Below are 17,243 nucleotides of genomic sequence, written 5' to 3' on the forward strand. Positions count from 1 at the left end.
CGCTTTTCCGTCATCGCCGACTTCTTGCCGCATCGATGCTGGCTGCGGGGCTTTTCGCCTCGTCCGCTTTCGCCGCAGAGCCCGATGCTTGCCGCGCCGTGCGGCTGGCCGATGTCGGCTGGACCGACATCACCGCGACGACGGCGACCGCCTCCGTGGTGCTCGAGGCGCTCGGCTACCAGCCGCAGACCAGCATCCTCGCCCTGCCCGTCACCTTCGCCTCGCTTGCCAACGGCGACATCGACGTCTTCCTCGGCAACTGGATGCCCACCATGGAGGCCGATATCGCGCCCTACCGCGACGACGGGCGCATCGAGGTGGTGCGCACCAATCTGGAAGGGGCGAAATACACGCTCGCCGTGCCGCGCTACCTCTACGAGGCGGGCCTCGACGACTTCTCCAAGATCGACGAGTTCCGCGAAGAACTGGGCGGGCGCATCTACGGCATCGAGCCCGGCAATGACGGCAACCGGCTGATCCTGGACATGATCGAGGCGGACCAGTTCGGCCTTTCCGGCTTCGAGCTGGTGGAATCCTCCGAGCAGGGGATGCTGAGCCAGGTGGCGCGCCAGACGCGCGCCGAGCAGCCCATCGTTTTCCTCGGCTGGGAACCGCACCCGATGAACGCCAATTTCGAGATCGAGTATCTGGAAGGCGGCGACGAGGTGTTCGGCCCCGATCTCGGCGGCGCGGTGGTGGACACCAACACGCGTGCGAACTACGCGCAGGAATGCCCGAATGTCGGCGCGTTCCTGGCCAATCTCGCCTTCACGCTGGAGATGGAGAACGAGATCATGGGCGCGATCCTGAACGACGGGGCGCAGCCGGAGGACGCCGCGCGGGAGTGGCTGGCCGCCCATACCGAGGTTCTCGACGCCTGGCTGGAGGGCGTCACCACCTTCACCGGCGAGCCGGGCCTGGAAAGGGTCCGCGCGGCGATTGCCGGATAGCACGAACAGGGGCGCCGCAAGGCGCCCTTTTCTTTTTCGTCAGAGGCAGGTGGACAGCACCGTCACCATGGCGAAGTTCCACACCGTCGTGGCGCCGGCCAGCGCCGTCAGCGCCAGGCCGGCGACGAGAAGGAAGCGGGACATCCTGTCGCCCGCCGTGAAGAGCCGCCGCATGGCGACGAACAGGGCGGCGAGCGCGGCGAGGCTGAGAAGCCACGCCCCCACCAGCGCCGCGCGCTGGAGCGTGACCGGGCCGAGCGCGACCTCCTCCCACCCATAGGCGCAGCCGAAGGACAGGAGCGTATAGAGCCCGACAAAGGCCGCGCTCCACAGGATGAAGCCGGCCAGCAGCAGAAAGGAGGCGGCGCGAGGGTTGGCGGCTGACACGCGCATCACGCCGGCCCCACGGCCACGAGCGTGGGCAGGAGAACCGCCAGCCCCAGGGCGACGAGCGCCGTCAGCGCCGTATAGTCGTGCCAGAGCTGGCCGATCGTCAGCGCGCCTCGCCGGTTGGGCGAGACATAGCCCAGCTTGCAGCGCTGGAAGCCGACGCCCGCCAGCAGCAGCCCGACGAAGCTCTGCATCGCCACATAGGAGAGGAGCGCCAGCGTCACCGCCGCATAGGCGTGCGCCGTCGGGTCCGGCAGGTGGTAGGCGAGGATCAGCGCCAGCGCCGAAAGGGCGACGGCGTGCGCCACCGCGCAGCCGATCAGCGAGATGTTCCGCCGCGGATGGCCGGCCCGGTTGAGCGCGGCGGCATGGCGCCCGGCCGTGGCCGCGAAGAACACCGCGCCCAAGACGATGACGATCAGCCCACGCCCGGTGCGCATCAGCTCCGGTGGCGGCCAGGAGGGCGCCACGAGCCAGAGGAACAGGGCCCCGAAGAGGAGCGAGCCGAACAGCGAAAGATTGGCGATGAGAACCCCCGCCATCGCCCAGACCGCCGGCGAGGCCTCCGTCTCTTCGGCCACGGGCACGGATCGGCCGCGCCCGATGGGCAGAGGCCCGTAATCGACGAGATTGCCCTGCCCGCGCGTCCACAGGAGCAGCGTGGCAACGGTGGCGAGGAAGGCGAAAGGCGTCAGCCAGTAAAGGCTGAACAGCAGGGACAGGAAGATGGTGGAGGTGACGAGCGCCGTCCAGAGCGGCAGGAAAGTGCGCCGGGGCAGCACCACCACGCTCTCGGCCGCCCCCGTCACGGGGTGCACGCGCAGCGTCTCCTGCCAATTGTTGCGCGTGAAGGCGAGATAGCCCTCGCCCGCCGCAAGCCGCCGCCCGAGGTCCGGCGACTGGCGCAGCGGCTCGCGCGACTGCACATGGGGCAGCGAGGCGAAGGCATAGGAGGGCGGCGGCACGGGCGTCGCCCATTCCAGCGTCTTGGCCTCCCAGGGGTTGCGCGGCGCACGCTTGGCGAAGCGCAATTGCAGGATCATGTCGACGACGAAAAGGATGAAGCCCATCGTCATGACGAACCCGCCCACCGAGGAGAGGAGGTTGAGCCACGTCCATCCTGCCTCGGCGGGATAGGAATCGATCCTGCGCGGCATTCCCCTCAGTCCCGTCAGGTGCATCAGGAAGAAGGTCGCGTTGAAGCCCACGAAGATCAGCCAGAACGCCACCTTGCCGAGGCCGAAGGACGACATGCGGCCGGTGACGTGCGGCAGCCAGTAATAGGCCGCCGCCAGCATGGGAAAGACGAAGCCGCCGACGAGCACGTAATGCAGGTGCGCGACCACGAAATAGGTGTCGTGCGCCTGCCAGTCGAACGGCACCACCGCCACCATCACCCCCGTCAGCCCGCCGCACACGAAGACGAAGAAGAAGCCGAAGACGTAGAGCATGGGCAGCTTGAGCTGCGGCCGCCCGTCCAGGAGCGTCGCCAGCCAGGCGAAGATCTGCACCGCCGTGGGAATGGCGACCAGCGCCGAGGCGGCCGAGAAGAAGGCGAGCGCCAGATGCGGGATGCCCACCGTGAACATGTGGTGCACCCACAGGCCGAAGGAGATGAACCCCACAGCGATGACCGAGACCACGATCCAGGTGTAGCCGACGATCTCGCGCCTCGCCAGCGCCGGGATCATGGTGGAAAGCGCGCCGGCCGCCGGCAGGAAGATGATGTAGACCTCCGGATGGCCGAACAGCCAGAAGAGGTGCTGCCACAGAAGCGAGTCCCCGCCCCGCACGGGGTCGAAGAAGGGGATGTCGAAAGCGCGCTCCACCTCCAGGAAGATCGAGCCGAGAATGAGCGGCGGGAAGCCCACCAGCATCATCCCGGCGGTGACGAGCAGGTACCAGCCGAGCAGCGGCATCTTGTCGAGCGACATGCCGGGCGCACGCATGGTCAGGATCGTGACCACGATTTCCACCGCCGCCGCGATGGCGGAAATCTCCACGAAAGTGATGCCCAGCAGCCAGACGTCGGCATTGATGCCGGGCGAATACACGCCGGACGACAGCGGCGTGTACATGAACCAGCCGCTGTCCGGCGCCACGCCCGCCGCCATGGCGGCCAGCAGGATCGACCCGCCGAAGATGTAGCACCAGAAGCCGTAGGCCCCCAGGCGCGGAAAGGCGAGGTCGCGCGCGCCCAGGATCTTCGGCAGCATGTAGATGGCGAACCCCTCGAACATCGGAATGGCGAAGAGGAACATCATCACCGTGCCGTGCATGGTGAAGATCTGGTTGTAGTAGTCCGGGCCCACGAAGGCGCTGTTGGGCGTGGCGAGCTGCGCGCGGATCAGCATGGAAAGCACGCCGCCGACCGCGAAGAAGAAGAAGGCGGCCAGCATGAAGCGGCGGCCGATGATGGTGTGGTTCACCGCCGCCAGCCGCCCGAGGCCCGGCTCCGTCTTCCAGATTTCGTGCAGGGCGCGGTGCAGCCGGACGGGGTCGGGCTTGGGCGCGGATGCGAAGGGGGTCTCGATATCGGGAACGCGGCTCACTGACCGGCCTCCTGCGCGGCAAGGGCCGCCTCGTAGTCTTCAGGCGGGTGTGCGACGACGGTAAAGCTCATGGCGGCGTGACCGAACCCGCAATATTCGGAGCAGATACCGCCATAGGTCCCTTCCGTGTCGGCTTCGATGCGCAGGATGTTGGTGTGGCCGGGAATGGCGTCCAGCTTGCCGCCGAGGCGCGGCACCCAGAAGGAATGGATCACGTCCCGCGAGGTGATGACGACATCCACCGGCCGCCCGGCCGGAATGTGCAGCACGTCCACGCTTTCCCCCGCCCCTTCCGCATCGGGGTAGCGGAAGGTCCACTGCCAGCGGCGCGCCTCGGCCTCCACGCGCACCAGCCCCTCCGCCTCCGGATGCGCCAGCAGGCGTTCTCCGCCCGCCAGCGCATAGAAGAGAAGCGCGGTGAGCACCGTCAGCGGCATGACGAAGCCGCCATAGAGGAGCCAGCGGAAGCCCGCCCTCTCGCTCCAGCGCCATTGCGGCTTGAGGAACGCCAGCGCGAACAGCACCATCACCAGGAGGAAGAGCAGCGTCGCCCCCACCAGCATGACGTTCCAGATCTGCGCGATATGGGCGGCGGCCGGCCCGGCCGGGTCCAGCGCGGAGAGCGGCCCCCCGCAGGCGGCGAGGGAAAGGCCGGCCAGCGCGAGGGTGCCAATTCTCGCCGCGCGCGATAGGTTCACCCTCGAACCGGAGATCTGCCCGCCATGTCGAAATCCAAGAATTCCAGCAACCCGATCATCGCCGATATCGCGGAGCACGACATCCAGTCCGCCGTCGCGGTGGCCGGGCATCCGCTTCACGCGATGAGCGTGCACTTTCCCATCGTCCTCGTCATCGCCACGCTCGGCTGCGACCTGATCTACTGGTTCTCGGGCGACCCGTTCTTCCTGCGCGCGGGCGTCTGGACGGCCGGCTTCGCGTTCGTCTCGGGCGTGGCGGCCGGCATGGTGGGCACCGCCGAGCTGATCCTGGTGAAAGGCATCCGCATCCGCGCCGCGAGCTGGACGCACGCCGTCGCGGCCATGACGCTGATCTCCATCGCCGGCGCCAACTGGGGCGTGCGTCTGGTCGATCCGGCTCAGGTTCTGCCGCTCGGCCTGTTCCTGTCGGTCATCGCGTCCGGCGTCACCGGGCTTGCGGGCTGGTACGGGGGCAAGCTGGTGTTCGATCATGGCATCGGCATCGTGATTTCGGAAGACGGCTGAGGCGCAAAGCCCAGCCATTGCCCTAGCCCCCCGGGGCGCATCAGCCCGGCGGGAATGCCGAGCTCTTCCATGGTCGGCTTGGCGAGGACGGCGACGAGAATGCCGGCGACGACAAGCGCCACGAGCGACATGCCCAGCGCCATGCGCCACAGCGGATAGGTGCCATCCTCCTTGAACACCTCCACCACCGAGGCGCCCGCGCGGATATGCAGCTTGGCGAGGACGCCGACGAGCAGGAGCTTGATCGCGAACCAGAAGGTGAAGGTCTCACGCGCGAAGATCAGCGCCGTGCCCGTGCCGATGGCGATGAAGGCGGCCGGCGAGATCACCACCACGAAGGCGAAGCGGGTGATCTTCTGCAACTCGTAAAGAGGCTCGCCGGCAAGCCCCGGCGTGCGCCTGGCCAGCATGGCCGGCACCGTGATGAGACCCGCGCACCAGATAGACAACGCGATGATATGGAAGGCCTTGAGCCAGACGATCATCGAGACGGCGCGCTCCCGGCGGCAGCGCCGCGCAGGGCCGAAGCCGCGAAGGCGAGCGCGGCGACGAGGTAGGGCAGCGCGCCCGGCGCCCACATGATGAGGCCGGCAAGCTGCTGGTCCGCCAGCGGGGTGAGGCCGAAGGGCTCGGTCGAGAGCGCGTGCGCGGTATAGAGCGGGCGCGGCGCGAAGGTGATGAGCGCGCCCAGAAGGCCCATCTGCATCATCGCCGCCAGCAGCGTCACGGGCGCCGTCATCGCGGCGTGGCGGCCCGAAAGCGCGCTGGACCAGAAGAGGAGGGCCGAGCCGAGAAGGCTGAGCTGCATCAGCCAGTAGAGCGCATCCGAGCGCAAGGCCGCCTCGTACGGAATCGGCGCATGCCAGAACCAGAGGGCGAAGGCGTGGATCAGGAGCCACAGCGCCGGATAGGGCAGCGCCATGCGCGCGCGCCAGGGGTTGGCGAGCGCGAGCAGCGGCGCGGCCACCGCCACGAGCAGCACGTGATGGGCGACACGCGCCGAGAAGAGCGCGGCCGAAAGCGCGCAGAGCGGAGAGACGAAGGCGACGACGAGCGTTGCCCAGCCGAGCCAGAAGAAGGCGCGCTCGCGCCCCTCCCCCTTGGGCACGAAGGTCAGATACAGCGCCGGCACCAGAGCCAGAAGGCCGATGAGGACCGGATCCAGCGTCCAGCGCATCCAAAGCTCGCCCGGCAGCGGCGGCGCTCCGCAGAACGGCAGGACGACCGTTTCCCTCATTCCTGAATTCCCCTCGTCAGCATTCCTCAGGCAAGTGTTAGCGCACTCGCGCCGAAGCTGTAGGCTTGGAACCCTTCAAAATGGCCGCACTCTCCGTTTTTTGACCGCAGGGGCCATGCGGCCACACCGTTTCACTCGCCGCCTCCCCCTTGCGAGAGGAGGCGCAGCGCGGCCGTCACGTCGAAGTCGCAGGCCTCCAGCGTCCGCATCCCCTCTTCCGGCTCGCAACCGCTGATCGCCACCAGCATCGAGGCCGCCCGCGCCCGCAGCTTGGCGTTGGAGGCGCGCATCGCCACCATCCGTCCGCCCTTCACGCGGCCGAGCGAGATCATCAGCGCGGTGGAGAAGAGGTTGAGCGCGATCTTCTGCGAGGTGCCGGCTGCGAGGCGCGTCGAGCCTGCCAGAACCTCCGGCCCCGTGCGCAGCAGCACACCGTGCTCGGCCGCCGAGAGCAGCGGGCTGCCGGCGCTGTTGGCGAAGGCGATCGTCAGCGCGCCGCGCTCCCCCGCCCGCCGGCAGGCCGCCAGCGTGAAGGGCGTGCGGCCGCTGGCGGCGATGGCGAGGAGAACGTCGCTCGCGCCCAGATCAAGAGCGTCCACCCCATGGCCGCCGGCCTCGGCGTCGTCCTCGGCGCCTTCGCGGGCGGCGAGCAGGCTTTCGGGCCCGCCCGCCAGGATCGCCAGCGCGCGGTCGGCGGGCCAGCCGAAGGTCGGGCGCAGCTCGACGGCGTCGAGAAGGCCGAGCCGGCCGGAGGTTCCCGCCCCGCAATAGACCAGCCGCCCGCCCGCCTCGATGCGCGGTCGCGCGGCGGCGACCGCTCCCTCCAGCGCCGGCAGGGCGGCGGAGACAGCCTCGATCGCCCGCCCCTGCCCGGCCAGGAGCGCGGCCAGCGTATCGGCCAGCGGGCGCGTTTCCAGGTCTCGGAAGCGCGGGTCGGCCGCTTCGGTCTCGGGCGTCTCACCCATCGCGGGCCCTCGCGGCAACGTCACGTGGACAGGGAAGATAGACGCCCGGGCCGCAAGAGCGAGAGCCGCCTCAAAGCGGCTTCAGGCCGGCCTCGATCTCCGCGCGGCGCGGCTCCAGGAAGGGCGGCAGGGCCAGCCCCTCGCCCATCGTCTCCATCGGCTCGTCCGCATGGAAGCCGGGACCGTCCGTCGCGATCTCGAAGAGGATGCCGTTCGGCTCGCGGAAATAGAGCGAGCGGAAATAGAAGCGGTCCACCGGGCCGCTGGAGGGCAGGCGCACCGTCTTCAGCCGCTCGGCCCATGCCCCATAGGCGTCGTCGGGAATGCGGAAGGCGACGTGGTGGACGCTGCCCGCGCCGGCCCGGGCCTGCGGCAGGCCCGGCTCCTCTGCCACGTGCAACTCGGCCGAGGCGCCCCCCTCGCCCATGGCGAAGACATGCGTCCGCGCACCGCCGAGCCCGCTATAGACCCGGTCCTTGCGCATGTTCAGCACCTGCGTCACCACCGCCTCGGTGCGCGAAACGTCGGGCACGCTCATGGTGATCGGGCCGAGGCCACGGATCTGGTGCTCCGCCGGCACGGGGCTCTTCTCCCACACCGCGAAGGAACCCGCCCCGCCATCGTCCACGAAGGACAGGCGCTGGCCCTCGGCATCCTCGAAATCGAGCGTCAGCCGGCCATCGCGGGTCACGATGTCGCCGGCCGCCACCCCGTGCTCCTGGAGCCGCGCGCGCCAGTAGTCGAAGCTCGCGCGGCCGGCGATGCGAAAGGCGGTGCGCGTGATCGAATGCGTGCCGCGCCGCTCGCGGTCCACCGGCCAGTCGAAGAAGGTGATGTCGGTGCCGGGGCTCCCTTCCCTGTCGGCATAGAAGAGGTGATAGGCCGACACATCGTCCTGGTTCACGGTCTTCTTGACCATGCGCAGGCCGAGCACGCGCGTGTAGAAGTTATGGTTGCCGCTGGCGTTCGCCGTCACGGCGGTGAGGTGGTGGATACCGGTGAGCTGCATCGAAACGCTCCTCTCGAAAATGTCAGTTGGGAAATTCAGCGGCCAGGAAGTCGCGCGCCGTCGCCACGTCGCCCTGCGTCAGCCCGTGCCCCGCCGGCAGGGTCCGGTGGGAAACCCGCCCGCCGGCGCGCTCCAGCGCGTCGGCCAGCCGCCCGGCGTTCTCGGCCGGGATCAGCGGATCGCTCGCCCCCGACAGGACGAGCACCGGCCTGCCGTCCAAAGGCTCCCTCGGCGCCGCTTCGAGCGTCACCATGGCGCGGATCAGGATTGCGCCCGCCAGCACGCGCGGCCGGCGATAGAGGATCGCGGCGGCGATGTTGGCGCCGTTGGAGAAGCCGAGCGCGACGGGGCTCGCAAGGCCGTAGCGGTCCCGCGCGGCCTCGATGAAATCGGCCAGCTCGTCGGCGCGCGCGGCCACTTCCGCCTCGTCGAACACGCCCTCGGCGAGCCGGCTGAAGAAGCGCGGCATTCCGCCTTCCAGCACCTTGCCGCGCGGAGAAAGAAGCGGCGCGCCGGGTGCTACCATGCGCCCGAGCGGCAAGAGGTCGTTCTCGTCGCCGCCCGTGCCGTGCAGCAGAAGCAGCGGCGTCCAGCCGGCCTCACCCGGCTCGTAGCGATGCGTGGAATCCAGCGCTGGCCCGTCCATTCTCATGCTCCGCTCGACGGCTAATTTCAGCCCCGCATATGGGCCGCGACGACCGGCCCGTCGCCCCTCGGGCTGGCTGACGCATTGTCAACCAGCCGCGTCGCGCGGGCCGTGCCGTCATTTTGCCCACAAAGCCTGTGAGGGAGACAGGGGTGCCCGCGACAGCGGGAATGCGGCCCGTCGTGGTGAACGAAGCGTTAACGTCCTCGCTCTATCGTCGGAGTCCTCGCAAACGTCCCGATCCTTCGGAGGAGCCCGACAATGCCTGGACGCAGATTCGCTTTCGGCACTCTCGTGAAATCGGCGCTCGTCGCCGCGACACTGAGCCTTGCCACGACGGGCTCGACGCTCGCCGATGCCGGTTTCCGGCAGTGGATCGCGAATTTCGAATCGACCGCCGCGCAGAACGGCATCCGGCGCGAGACCTATCGCGCCGTCTTTTCCGGCGTCTCCGAGCCGGACCACGACGTCATCCGGCGCGCCCGCTTCCAGCCGGAGTTCCGCGACAATGCGTGGGACTATCTGGACAACCGCGTCAACGACTCGACCGTGGCCGAAGGGCGGCGGATGCTGCGCGAATGGGGGCCCTGGCTCCAGCGCATCGAGCAGCGCTTCGGCGTCGATCGCCACATCCTGCTCGCCATCTGGTCGATGGAATCCAATTACGGCCGGGCGCTGGAGAATGTGGACCGGCTGAAGAACGTGCCGCAGGCGCTGGCCACGCTCGGCTATCTGGACCAGCGCCGCGCCCGCTTCGCGCGCCAGCAGCTCATCGCCGCCCTCAAGATCGTGCAGGACGGCCATGTCGCGCCCGCGGCGCTGACGGGCTCCTGGGCCGGCGCCATGGGGCACACGCAGTTCATCCCCACCAGCTACCAGGCCTGGAAGGTGGACATGGACGGCGACGGGCGCGCCGACATCTGGAACTCCATCCCCGACGCGCTGGCCACCGCCGCCAACCTCCTGAAGGACAATGGCTGGCGGACGGGCCGCACCTGGGGCTACGAGGTGCAGGCGCCCTCGGGCGTGAACCTGGCGGGCCTCGACCGGGCGAACAAGACCATCGCCGAATGGGAGCGCCTCGGCTTTCGCCGCGTGGCCGGCCGCTCCTTCAACGACCGGTCCGAGAACGCCAATCTCGTCATGCTGGGCGGGCCGAACGGGCCGCTCTTCCTGATGACGCGTAACTTTTTCGTCATCAAGCGCTACAACAACGCGGATACCTATGCGCTGGGCGTCGGCCATCTGGCCGACCGTATCGCCGGCGGGGGCGAGTTCGTGCAGAACTGGCCACGCGGCTACACGCCCCTCACCATGCAGGAGCGGCACGAGCTTCAGCAGCGCCTGACCTCGCAGGGCTTGTATGACGGCAAGATCGATGGCTTGATCGGCTCCGGCTCGCGCAGCGCGATCACCGCCTTCCAGCGGCGCGTGGGCGTGGCGGAGGACGGCAACGCCTCCAAGGCGCTTCTCGATATGCTTCGGCGAAACTGAGGGCACGCATGGCGGAGCGGAAAACCCGACGTTCAAGGCTCATCCTCGTCTGGTGCGCTCCGCTGGCCGCTGCCCTCGCGGCAGGAGCCCTTTCCCTCCCCGCCAGCGCGCAGGAGCGGCCTCGCGGCGTGCTGGAGCGGCTGTTCGGCCCGCCCATCGGCCAGCGCGCCCAGCCGCAGGCGCAGCCTCCCCAGCAGATTCGCCGCCAGCAGGCCCAGCCCCGGCGCCAGCAGGCCCAGCCACGCCGGCAGGGCCAGCGCCAGCAGGCCGGCGGCCAGCGGCGCAACCGTGATGCCGCCCGCAGCGCCGCCCCGGCCGCGCCCCCCGTGCAGGCGGTGGAGAAGGCCGAGAACGCGCGCGACGTGCTGATCGTGGGCGATTTCCTTGCCGCCTCGCTGGCGCGCGGCCTGACGGATGCCACGGCCACCAACCGCGACGTGCGCATCGTGCCCCGCGCGAACGGCTCTTCCGGGCTGGTGCGCGACGATTATTACGACTGGCTGGCGAACCTGCCGGGCCTGATCGAGGAGACCGGCGCCGAACTCGTGGTGGTCATGCTCGGCTCGAACGACCGGCAGGCCATCCGCATCGAAGGGCGCTCCGAGGCGGTGCGCTCGGAAAGCTGGACGCAGGAATACACACGCCGCACGCAGGCGCTGGCCGCCATCGTGGGGGAGAAGGGCCTGCCGCTCGTCTGGGTCGGCATGCCGCCCTTCCAGTCCAACCGCATGACCGAGGACATGGTCTTCCTGAACGATCTCTATACCCGCGCCGCTGCGTCGGTGGACGGGGAGTTCGTGGATATCTGGGGCGGCTTCGTGGATGCGGGCGGCGCCTACACCGCATCGGGCCCCGACCCCACCGGCCAGCCCGCCCGCCTGCGCAATTCCGACGGCATCACCATGACGGCCGCCGGCTCGGCCAAGCTCGCCTACTACGCAGAAAAGCCGATCATGCGGCTTCTGGGGCTGAGCGTGGACGACCTTCTCGTCAGCCTCGCCCCCCACCAGCTTCCCGAGGGCGACTTGCCGGCGGCCGTCGCGCCGCCGGCCGAGCCCGAGAACGTCAGGGCATTGCCGCCCGTGGCGCTGACGGACCCGAGCCTTTTCGGCGGTGACGCGCTTCTGGGCGGCGGCTCGGCCGCGCCGAGGAGCACCGCCATGGCGGGCGCGATGGCCGAGGCCATGCCCGGCCGCGCCGACAGCTTCAACTGGACCGGCCGGGGCGCGGCGGTCTCGCCCGCCACGCAGAACAACGCCATCGTGTTCCGCGGATCGACCAGCCTCGATTCACTGCGCGCCCGGGCGCAAGGAGACACTCCCTCGCCCGAGGCTGAGCCGGCGGCGGGCGCCGAGTGACGGCGCCTCAGCGCGGCAGCGTCGTTTCGCCCATCAAGGCGAGGTCGATCGCCCGCGCCGCCTGCCGCCCCTCGCGGATTGCCCAGACCACGAGCGACTGGCCCCGGCGCACGTCGCCCGCCACGTAGAGCTTGTCGATCGAGGAGCGATAGCTCTTGTCGTCCGCCTTCACCGAAACGTTCCCGCGTCGGTCGGCCACCCGCTCCAGCGCTTCGCCGGCATGGGCCAGGAGACCGTCCTCGAAGGGGCCGGCAAAGCCGATGGCGATGAAGGCCAGATCGGCCTTGATGACGAATTCGGTGCCCGGAATGGGCCGGCGCTTCTCGTCCACCTCGGCGCATTTCACGCCGGTGAGTTGCCCGTCCTCGCCCATGAAGGCCAGCGTGGCCACCTGGAATTCGCGAACCGCGCCCTCGGCCTGGCTGGAGGAGGTGCGCATCTTGGTGGCCCAGAACGGCCAGACCTCGAGCTTGTTCTCCGTCTTGGGCGGCTGCGGGCGGATGTCGAGCTGCGTCACCTTCACCGCGCCCTGGCGGAACGCGGTGCCCACGCAGTCGGAGGCGGTGTCGCCGCCGCCCACCACCACGACATGCTTGCCGCCGGCCCAGATTTCCGGCTCGGCCCAGGCCACGCTCTCGATCTTCTCGCCGCCCACGCGCCGGTTCTGCTGCACGAGATAAGGCATGGCGTCGTGGATGCCCGACAAGCCGTCATCGGGAATGCCGGCCTCGCGCGGCCGCTCCGCCCCGCCGCAATAGAGCACGGCGTCGTAGGCCTCCAAAAGCTCGTCCAGCGGCTTGCCCCGGCCGATCTCCACGCCGCAATGGAAGGTGACGCCCTCCCCCTTCATCTGCTCGACGCGCTTGTCGATCCAGTGCTTCTCCATCTTGAAGTCGGGAATGCCGTAGCGCAGGAGCCCGCCGGGCTTCGACTCGCGCTCGTACACATCCACCGCATGGCCGGCGCGGCCGAGCTGCTGGGCGGCCGCCAGCCCCGCCGGGCCCGAGCCGATGACGGCCACGCGCTTGCCCGTCGGCACATCGGCCGGCTGCGGCTTGATGAGGCCGAGCTTGTAGGCCTTGTCGGCGATGGCCTGCTCCACCGTCTTGATGGCGACCGGCACGTCCTCGAGATTCAGCGTGCACGCCTCCTCGCAGGGGGCGGGGCAGATGCGGCCGGTGAACTCGGGAAAATTGTTGGTGGAGTGGAGGTTGCGGATCGCACCCTCCCAGTCGCCGCCATAGACGAGGTCGTTCCAGTCCGGAATCTGGTTGTGGATGGGACAGCCCGTCGGCCCGTGGCAGAAGGGAATGCCGCAATCCATGCAGCGCGCGGCCTGCCGGCCGACCTCCTCCTCCGACATCGGCAGGGTGAACTCGCGGAAATGCCGGATTCGGTCGGAGGCCGGCTGATATTTCGCCGTCTGCCGGTCGATCTCGAGGAAGCCCGTAACCTTGCCCATGCCAAACTCCGTCCGTCGCCGCGCGCCCGGGAAAGGCTTTCAGGCCCCTCCCCGGCGCGTTCGCGCCCGCCGGCCGGCCCGTGAGGACCGCCCGAAGGGCCTTGCTGCCTTATACCAGTCCCCCACGAAATTCGAACGCTTCCAAATTTCGCTTTTTTCGCGCAGCGGGAGGCGGACCGTCCTCGTCGAACGGCCTTGGCCTTCCCGAAATATGGCAGCACTACTGCCCTAATTGCCGCTCCGCCGCAAGGCCCCCTCAGGCGAGCGCCCGGCTGAAGCGCGCCACATCCGCCTCCTCCGTGGACCAGCTTGTCACGAGGCGGATGAGTTGCTCGTCCTCGCCCACCAGCGCCGGGGTGCCGTGGGGCGCATTCCAGTCGTAGAACACGGCGCCCTCGGCGCGCAGGCGCTTGGCGACCGGCCGCTCCAGGATCGCGAAGACCTCGTTGGTGCGCGTCTCCCACGCCTCGCGGGCATGGGCGCTGTTGTGGACGCCCTCGCGCAGAAGGTCCGCCATGCGGTTGGCGTGGCCCGCGAGCGTCAGCCAGCGGTCGTCCTCCAGATAGGCCAGGAACTGCGCTGCGATGAAGCGGGTCTTGGAAAAGAGCTGCGCGCCGCGCTTGCGGATATAGGGGAACTGCACCGCCTTGGCCGGATCGAAGAAGACGACGGCCTCGGCGCACCAGCAGCCGTTCTTGGTGGCGCCGAAGGACAGGATGTCCACGCCCAGCTTCCAGCTCATCTCGGCCGGAGTGGCGTTGGTGGCCGCAAGTGCGTTGGCGAAGCGCGCTCCGTCCATGTGGACCGCCAGGTTCCGCTCGTGCGCGATCTGGGTGATCGCCTCGATGCGCGAGACGGGATAGAGCGTGCCGGCTTCGCTCGGCTGGCTGAGGGAGACGGCCATCGGCTGGCCGGCATGGATGAAGTCGGGCCGGAAGCGCGACAGCTCGCGGCGCAGGTTGGCCGGGTCGATCAGCCCGTGCGCGCCGTCCACGGGCGCGAGCCGCGCGCCGTGGGTGAAGAATTCCGGCGCCCCGCACTCGTCCTCGATCACATGGGCCTCGCGGTGGCACAGGACCACCCCGCCCGGCCGGTTGACGGCGGCGAAGGAGAGCGAGTTCGCGGCCGTGCCCGTGCCCACGAAGAACACGGCCACCTCCCGCTCGAAGATCTCGTTGAAGCGCTTCTCGACCGCCTTGTCGAGATCGCTCGCGCCGTAGGCGGCGGCCATGCCCGAGGCGTGCTTGGCGAGAGACGCGGCGATGGCGGGATGCGCGCCCGACCAGTTGTCCGAAGCGAAGATCATGGGTTCTGCAAGCCCTTGCCGGCGCCGCCCGCATCGAGCGGCATGAAGCGGCGGCCTACAGGAGCGGGCGCGCCCGCGTCAAGGAATGAGGGCAGCACCGGACAGGGCGGCGAGATCGGCCGATCCGGTGCAGAAGCAGGCCACGCGCAGCTCCTCGATGAAGCCGGAAAAATGCGCGTGCGCGGCCTCCGCCGAAGCGTCGGCCGCCGCCAGGCCGCCGGCCGCCTGCCCCACGAGGTCGGCCCCCAGGCGGATGGCCTTGGCCGCGTCCACGCCGTTGCGCACGCCGCCCGAGCCGATGATGGTGGCGCCGGGGCAGGCCGCGCGCACGCAGGCGATGGCCTGCGCCGTCGGCACGCCCCAGTCCGAGAAGGCGAGCGCGATGGCGCGCCGGACGGGGTCGGCATGGCGCTCGGCCTCCACCGCCGCCCAGCTCGTGCCGCCCGCCCCCGCAACGTCGAGCACGCCGACGCCCGCGTCGAGCAGGCGCCGCGCGACCGGGCCGGACAGCCCCGCCCCCACCTCCTTGGCCACGAGCGGCACGCCAAGGACACGCGCCAGCGCCTCGATGGCGGCCAGGACGCCGCGCCAGTCGCGGTCTCCTTCCGGCTGCACGGCCTCCTGCAGCGGGTTGAGATGCACGATCAGCGCGTCGGCCTCGATCATATCCACCGCCCGGCGCGCCTCGGCCTCCCCGTAGCCGGACACGAGCTGGGCGCCGCCGATATTCGCCAGGATGGGCACGTCGGGCGCGAGCCGCCGAAGCTCGGGCCCGAGCCCGGCATCCCCCCGCCCCTCCAGCGCGATGCGCTGCGAGCCGACGCCCAGCGCGATGCCCAGCGCCTGCGCGGCCTCCGCCAGATGCCGGTTGATTCGCCCCGCCCGCTGCGGCCCCCCGGTCATGGAGGAGATGAGGACAGGCGCGGCGAGGCGGCGCGAGAGGAAGGGGCGGGAGAGGTCGATGGCGGCGAAATCGATCTCCGGCAGCGCCACATGCTCGAACCGGACCGCCTCGAAACCGGTGGAAAGGCGCGCGGAGGGCAGCGAGGGCCGGAGCACGATATCGAGATGGTCGCTCTTGCGTTCGCCGATGGGCGAGGCGCTCCCCGCCGTTCCCGCAGATGTCATCGAGGGGCCTCCCTGTCGGCCAATAGAGGCATATCGCAAGCGCTTCTAAAATGACATGCTGGCGGCAAGAGGATGCAAGAAGCGGGTGGGTATGGTCGGCGAAGGCTTGAGGGGGACGGGGGAGCTTCTCCAGCGCATCGACGCGCGGCTGGCAGGCCTTCTTCCCGCCGGCGGCGATGCGCTGGGCGCAGCGATGGCCGACGCGGCGCTGGCGCCCGGCAAGAGATTGCGACCCCTGATGACGATGATCGTCGCCGAGGATCTCGGCGGGCCGCCGGATGCGGCGCTGGATGTCGGCTGCGCGGTGGAGATGGTCCATGCCGCCTCGCTCGTGCTGGACGACCTGCCATGCATGGACGATGCGGCGCTTCGTCGCGGGCGCCCCGCGCTTCACCGGGCCCATGGCGAGGACGTGGCGGTGCTGGCCGCCGTTTCCCTGCTGACGCAGGCCTTCGGCATCGTCGCCGCCACCGGCGGCGCGTGCGGCGAGGCGCGGCTGGAATGCCTGACGCTGCTCTCCGGCGCCGTGGGCACGCAAGGGCTGGCCGCCGGCCAGCTCAACGACCTTCACGGCGGGCGCCGGGCCCGGCCACTGGCGGAGATCCTGGCCACCAATTCGCTCAAGACCGGTGCCCTCTTCGCCGCCTCGGTCGAGGCCGGGGCAGTGCTGGCGGGGGCCCAGGGCAGCCGCCCGGCGCTGCGCGCCTTCGCCGACGAGATCGGGCAGGCTTTCCAGCTTCTCGACGACCTTCTCGACCACCAGCCGATGCACGTGACGGGCAAGGATCCGGGCCGCGACGAGGGAAAGTCGACCGTCGTCTCCATGCTCGGCGCCGTGCCCGTGGAGAAACGCATTGAACGGCATCTGGCGCAGGCGCATATCCATCTGGAGGCCGTGTTCGGCCCGCGCAGCCGGCTTGCCGCGCTGGTCGATGACGTCTTTGCCCGCACCGCCGATATGTCGGAGCAGGAAGCGGGCGCCCGCTGACACCATTCAAGGACGGACGATGACGAGCTGGCCGGTTCTGATCGCGATCGCGGTCGCTGTCTTCCTGGTGATGGAAGGGGTGGCCTGGGCGGCGCATAAATACATCATGCACGGCTGGGGCTGGGGCTGGCACGAAAGCCACCACGAGCCGCATGAGGGCCTGTTCGAGAAGAACGACCTCTACGCCGTCGTCTTCGCGGTCTTCGCCATCGCGCTTTTCGCCCTCGGCTCGCTGATGGACTGGCCGGTGGTGACGGCCATCGCCAGCGGCATCACGCTCTACGGCTTCTTCTACTTCATCGTGCATGACGGGCTGGTGCACCAGCGCTGGCCCTTCCGGCACATTCCCCACAAGGGCTACGCCAAGCGCCTCGTGCAGGCCCATCGCCTCCATCACGCGGTGAAGGGCAAGGACGGGGCGGTCTCCTTCGGCTTCCTCTACGCGCCGCCGGTGGAGAAGCTGACGGCCGAGCTGAAGCGCTCCGGCCGCGTGGCGGCCGAACAGGACGAGCGCCGCACGCTGCACTGACGGCCC

17 protein-coding genes are annotated in these 17,243 nt (G+C 69.7%); 6 read left to right on the forward strand and 11 right to left on the reverse strand.

Going from position 1 to position 17,243, the window contains the following annotated elements; translation table 11 throughout:
* The first annotated feature begins 35 nt into the window (after nucleotides 1-35).
* On the forward strand, nucleotides 36-950 hold the full coding sequence (locus J7654_RS16890) for a choline ABC transporter substrate-binding protein (RefSeq protein ID WP_209740661.1): 915 nt from the start codon (nucleotides 36-38) through the stop codon (nucleotides 948-950).
* 39 nt (nucleotides 951-989) lie between these two features.
* Here J7654_RS16890 and J7654_RS16895 read toward each other — a convergent pair whose 3' ends face one another.
* From J7654_RS16895 to coxB, 3 genes are read right to left on the reverse strand one after another with little or no spacing between them, the layout of a single operon-like run.
* A complete protein-coding gene (locus J7654_RS16895) occupies nucleotides 990-1,343 on the reverse strand; it encodes a hypothetical protein (RefSeq protein WP_209737002.1) in 354 nt (117 codons plus the stop codon).
* Complete coding sequence (gene ctaD, locus J7654_RS16900) at nucleotides 1,343-3,892, reverse strand: cytochrome c oxidase subunit I (RefSeq protein ID WP_245195552.1); 2,550 nt, start codon at nucleotides 3,890-3,892, stop codon at nucleotides 1,343-1,345. The genes J7654_RS16895 and ctaD overlap by 1 nt, the downstream gene beginning before the upstream one ends.
* Nucleotides 3,889-4,590: a cytochrome c oxidase subunit II gene (coxB, locus tag J7654_RS16905; RefSeq protein WP_245195553.1), complete on the reverse strand. Its 702-nt coding sequence runs from the start codon at nucleotides 4,588-4,590 to the stop codon at nucleotides 3,889-3,891. Before coxB ends, ctaD begins: the two co-directional genes overlap by 4 nt.
* Nucleotides 4,591-4,614: 24 nt before the next feature.
* Between coxB and J7654_RS16910 the strand changes: the two genes are divergently transcribed.
* Nucleotides 4,615-5,115 (forward strand): DUF2231 domain-containing protein, encoded by a 501-nt coding sequence (locus tag J7654_RS16910; protein WP_209737004.1) that lies wholly within the window; start codon nucleotides 4,615-4,617, stop codon nucleotides 5,113-5,115.
* On the opposite strand, the gene J7654_RS16915 is transcribed toward J7654_RS16910, so the two are convergent.
* The 5 genes from J7654_RS16915 to J7654_RS16935 all read right to left on the reverse strand — a co-directional run bounded on the left by J7654_RS16915 (nucleotide 5,079) and on the right by J7654_RS16935 (nucleotide 8,972).
* Nucleotides 5,079-5,600: a CopD family protein gene (locus J7654_RS16915; protein WP_209737005.1), complete on the reverse strand. Its 522-nt coding sequence runs from the start codon at nucleotides 5,598-5,600 to the stop codon at nucleotides 5,079-5,081. The genes J7654_RS16910 and J7654_RS16915 overlap by 37 nt on opposite strands.
* Nucleotides 5,597-6,352, reverse strand: a complete 756-nt coding sequence (locus tag J7654_RS16920) for a cytochrome c oxidase assembly protein (RefSeq protein WP_209737006.1) — start codon at nucleotides 6,350-6,352, stop codon at nucleotides 5,597-5,599. Before J7654_RS16920 ends, J7654_RS16915 begins: the two co-directional genes overlap by 4 nt.
* Before the next feature lie 131 nt (nucleotides 6,353-6,483).
* Nucleotides 6,484-7,317 (reverse strand): N-acetylmuramic acid 6-phosphate etherase, encoded by an 834-nt coding sequence (locus J7654_RS16925; RefSeq protein ID WP_209737007.1) that lies wholly within the window; start codon nucleotides 7,315-7,317, stop codon nucleotides 6,484-6,486.
* 70 nt (nucleotides 7,318-7,387) lie between these two features.
* A complete protein-coding gene (locus tag J7654_RS16930) occupies nucleotides 7,388-8,326 on the reverse strand; it encodes a ring-cleaving dioxygenase (protein WP_209737008.1) in 939 nt (312 codons plus the stop codon).
* Between the two features lie 22 nt (nucleotides 8,327-8,348).
* Nucleotides 8,349-8,972 (reverse strand): alpha/beta hydrolase, encoded by a 624-nt coding sequence (locus J7654_RS16935; protein ID WP_209737009.1) that lies wholly within the window; start codon nucleotides 8,970-8,972, stop codon nucleotides 8,349-8,351.
* A 261-nt stretch (nucleotides 8,973-9,233) separates the two neighbouring features.
* Here J7654_RS16935 and J7654_RS16940 point away from each other — a divergent pair, with 261 nt between their 5' ends.
* Nucleotides 9,234-10,466, forward strand: a complete 1,233-nt coding sequence (locus J7654_RS16940; protein WP_209737010.1) for a lytic murein transglycosylase — start codon at nucleotides 9,234-9,236, stop codon at nucleotides 10,464-10,466.
* Between the two features lie 8 nt (nucleotides 10,467-10,474).
* Nucleotides 10,475-11,824 carry an SGNH/GDSL hydrolase family protein gene (locus tag J7654_RS16945; protein WP_209737011.1) on the forward strand — a complete coding sequence of 450 codons (1,350 nt, stop codon included), beginning with the start codon at nucleotides 10,475-10,477 and terminating at the stop codon, nucleotides 11,822-11,824.
* Nucleotides 11,825-11,831: 7 nt separating this feature from the next.
* Here the strand turns inward: J7654_RS16945 and J7654_RS16950 are convergent, their stop codons facing one another.
* From J7654_RS16950 to fni, 3 genes are all read right to left on the reverse strand, one after another.
* On the reverse strand, nucleotides 11,832-13,286 hold the full coding sequence (locus J7654_RS16950) for a glutamate synthase subunit beta (RefSeq protein WP_209737012.1): 1,455 nt from the start codon (nucleotides 13,284-13,286) through the stop codon (nucleotides 11,832-11,834).
* 256 nt (nucleotides 13,287-13,542) lie between these two features.
* Entirely contained in the window at nucleotides 13,543-14,592 is a 1,050-nt protein-coding gene (locus tag J7654_RS16955) for a threonine aldolase family protein (RefSeq protein ID WP_209737013.1), read from the reverse strand.
* 78 nt (nucleotides 14,593-14,670) lie between these two features.
* On the reverse strand, nucleotides 14,671-15,720 hold the full coding sequence (gene fni, locus J7654_RS16960) for a type 2 isopentenyl-diphosphate Delta-isomerase (RefSeq protein WP_209737014.1): 1,050 nt from the start codon (nucleotides 15,718-15,720) through the stop codon (nucleotides 14,671-14,673).
* A 91-nt stretch (nucleotides 15,721-15,811) separates the two neighbouring features.
* Here fni and J7654_RS16965 point away from each other — a divergent pair, with 91 nt between their 5' ends.
* Nucleotides 15,812-16,708, forward strand: a complete 897-nt coding sequence (locus J7654_RS16965; RefSeq protein ID WP_209740665.1) for a polyprenyl synthetase family protein — start codon at nucleotides 15,812-15,814, stop codon at nucleotides 16,706-16,708.
* 19 nt (nucleotides 16,709-16,727) lie between these two features.
* The gene (locus J7654_RS16970) at nucleotides 16,728-17,237 is read left to right on the forward strand and encodes a sterol desaturase family protein (RefSeq protein WP_209737015.1); all 510 of its coding nucleotides are present in this window, start codon (nucleotides 16,728-16,730) and stop codon (nucleotides 17,235-17,237) included.
* Nucleotides 17,238-17,243 lie beyond the last annotated feature (6 nt).

Source organism: Aureimonas populi (assembly GCF_017815515.1).
Taxonomy (GTDB): Bacteria; Pseudomonadota; Alphaproteobacteria; order Rhizobiales; family Rhizobiaceae; genus Aureimonas; species Aureimonas populi.

Excerpts from the sequence above, each read along its gene's own strand:
- J7654_RS16890 (WP_209740661.1), top strand. The coding sequence starts at position 36 with ATGCTGGCTGCGGGGCTTTTCGCCTCGTCCGCTTTCGCCGCAGAGCCC.
- J7654_RS16895 (WP_209737002.1), bottom strand. The coding sequence starts at position 1,343 with ATGCGCGTGTCAGCCGCCAACCCTCGCGCCGCCTCCTTTCTGCTGCTG.
- J7654_RS16910 (WP_209737004.1), top strand. The coding sequence starts at position 4,615 with ATGTCGAAATCCAAGAATTCCAGCAACCCGATCATCGCCGATATCGCG.
- J7654_RS16915 (WP_209737005.1), bottom strand. The coding sequence starts at position 5,600 with ATGATCGTCTGGCTCAAGGCCTTCCATATCATCGCGTTGTCTATCTGG.
- J7654_RS16920 (WP_209737006.1), bottom strand. The coding sequence starts at position 6,352 with ATGAGGGAAACGGTCGTCCTGCCGTTCTGCGGAGCGCCGCCGCTGCCG.
- J7654_RS16925 (WP_209737007.1), bottom strand. The coding sequence starts at position 7,317 with ATGGGTGAGACGCCCGAGACCGAAGCGGCCGACCCGCGCTTCCGAGAC.
- J7654_RS16930 (WP_209737008.1), bottom strand. The coding sequence starts at position 8,326 with ATGCAGCTCACCGGTATCCACCACCTCACCGCCGTGACGGCGAACGCC.
- J7654_RS16935 (WP_209737009.1), bottom strand. The coding sequence starts at position 8,972 with ATGGACGGGCCAGCGCTGGATTCCACGCATCGCTACGAGCCGGGTGAG.
- J7654_RS16940 (WP_209737010.1), top strand. The coding sequence starts at position 9,234 with ATGCCTGGACGCAGATTCGCTTTCGGCACTCTCGTGAAATCGGCGCTC.
- J7654_RS16945 (WP_209737011.1), top strand. The coding sequence starts at position 10,475 with ATGGCGGAGCGGAAAACCCGACGTTCAAGGCTCATCCTCGTCTGGTGC.
- J7654_RS16950 (WP_209737012.1), bottom strand. The coding sequence starts at position 13,286 with ATGGGCAAGGTTACGGGCTTCCTCGAGATCGACCGGCAGACGGCGAAA.
- J7654_RS16955 (WP_209737013.1), bottom strand. The coding sequence starts at position 14,592 with ATGATCTTCGCTTCGGACAACTGGTCGGGCGCGCATCCCGCCATCGCC.
- fni (WP_209737014.1), bottom strand. The coding sequence starts at position 15,720 with ATGACATCTGCGGGAACGGCGGGGAGCGCCTCGCCCATCGGCGAACGC.
- J7654_RS16965 (WP_209740665.1), top strand. The coding sequence starts at position 15,812 with ATGGTCGGCGAAGGCTTGAGGGGGACGGGGGAGCTTCTCCAGCGCATC.
- J7654_RS16970 (WP_209737015.1), top strand. The coding sequence starts at position 16,728 with ATGACGAGCTGGCCGGTTCTGATCGCGATCGCGGTCGCTGTCTTCCTG.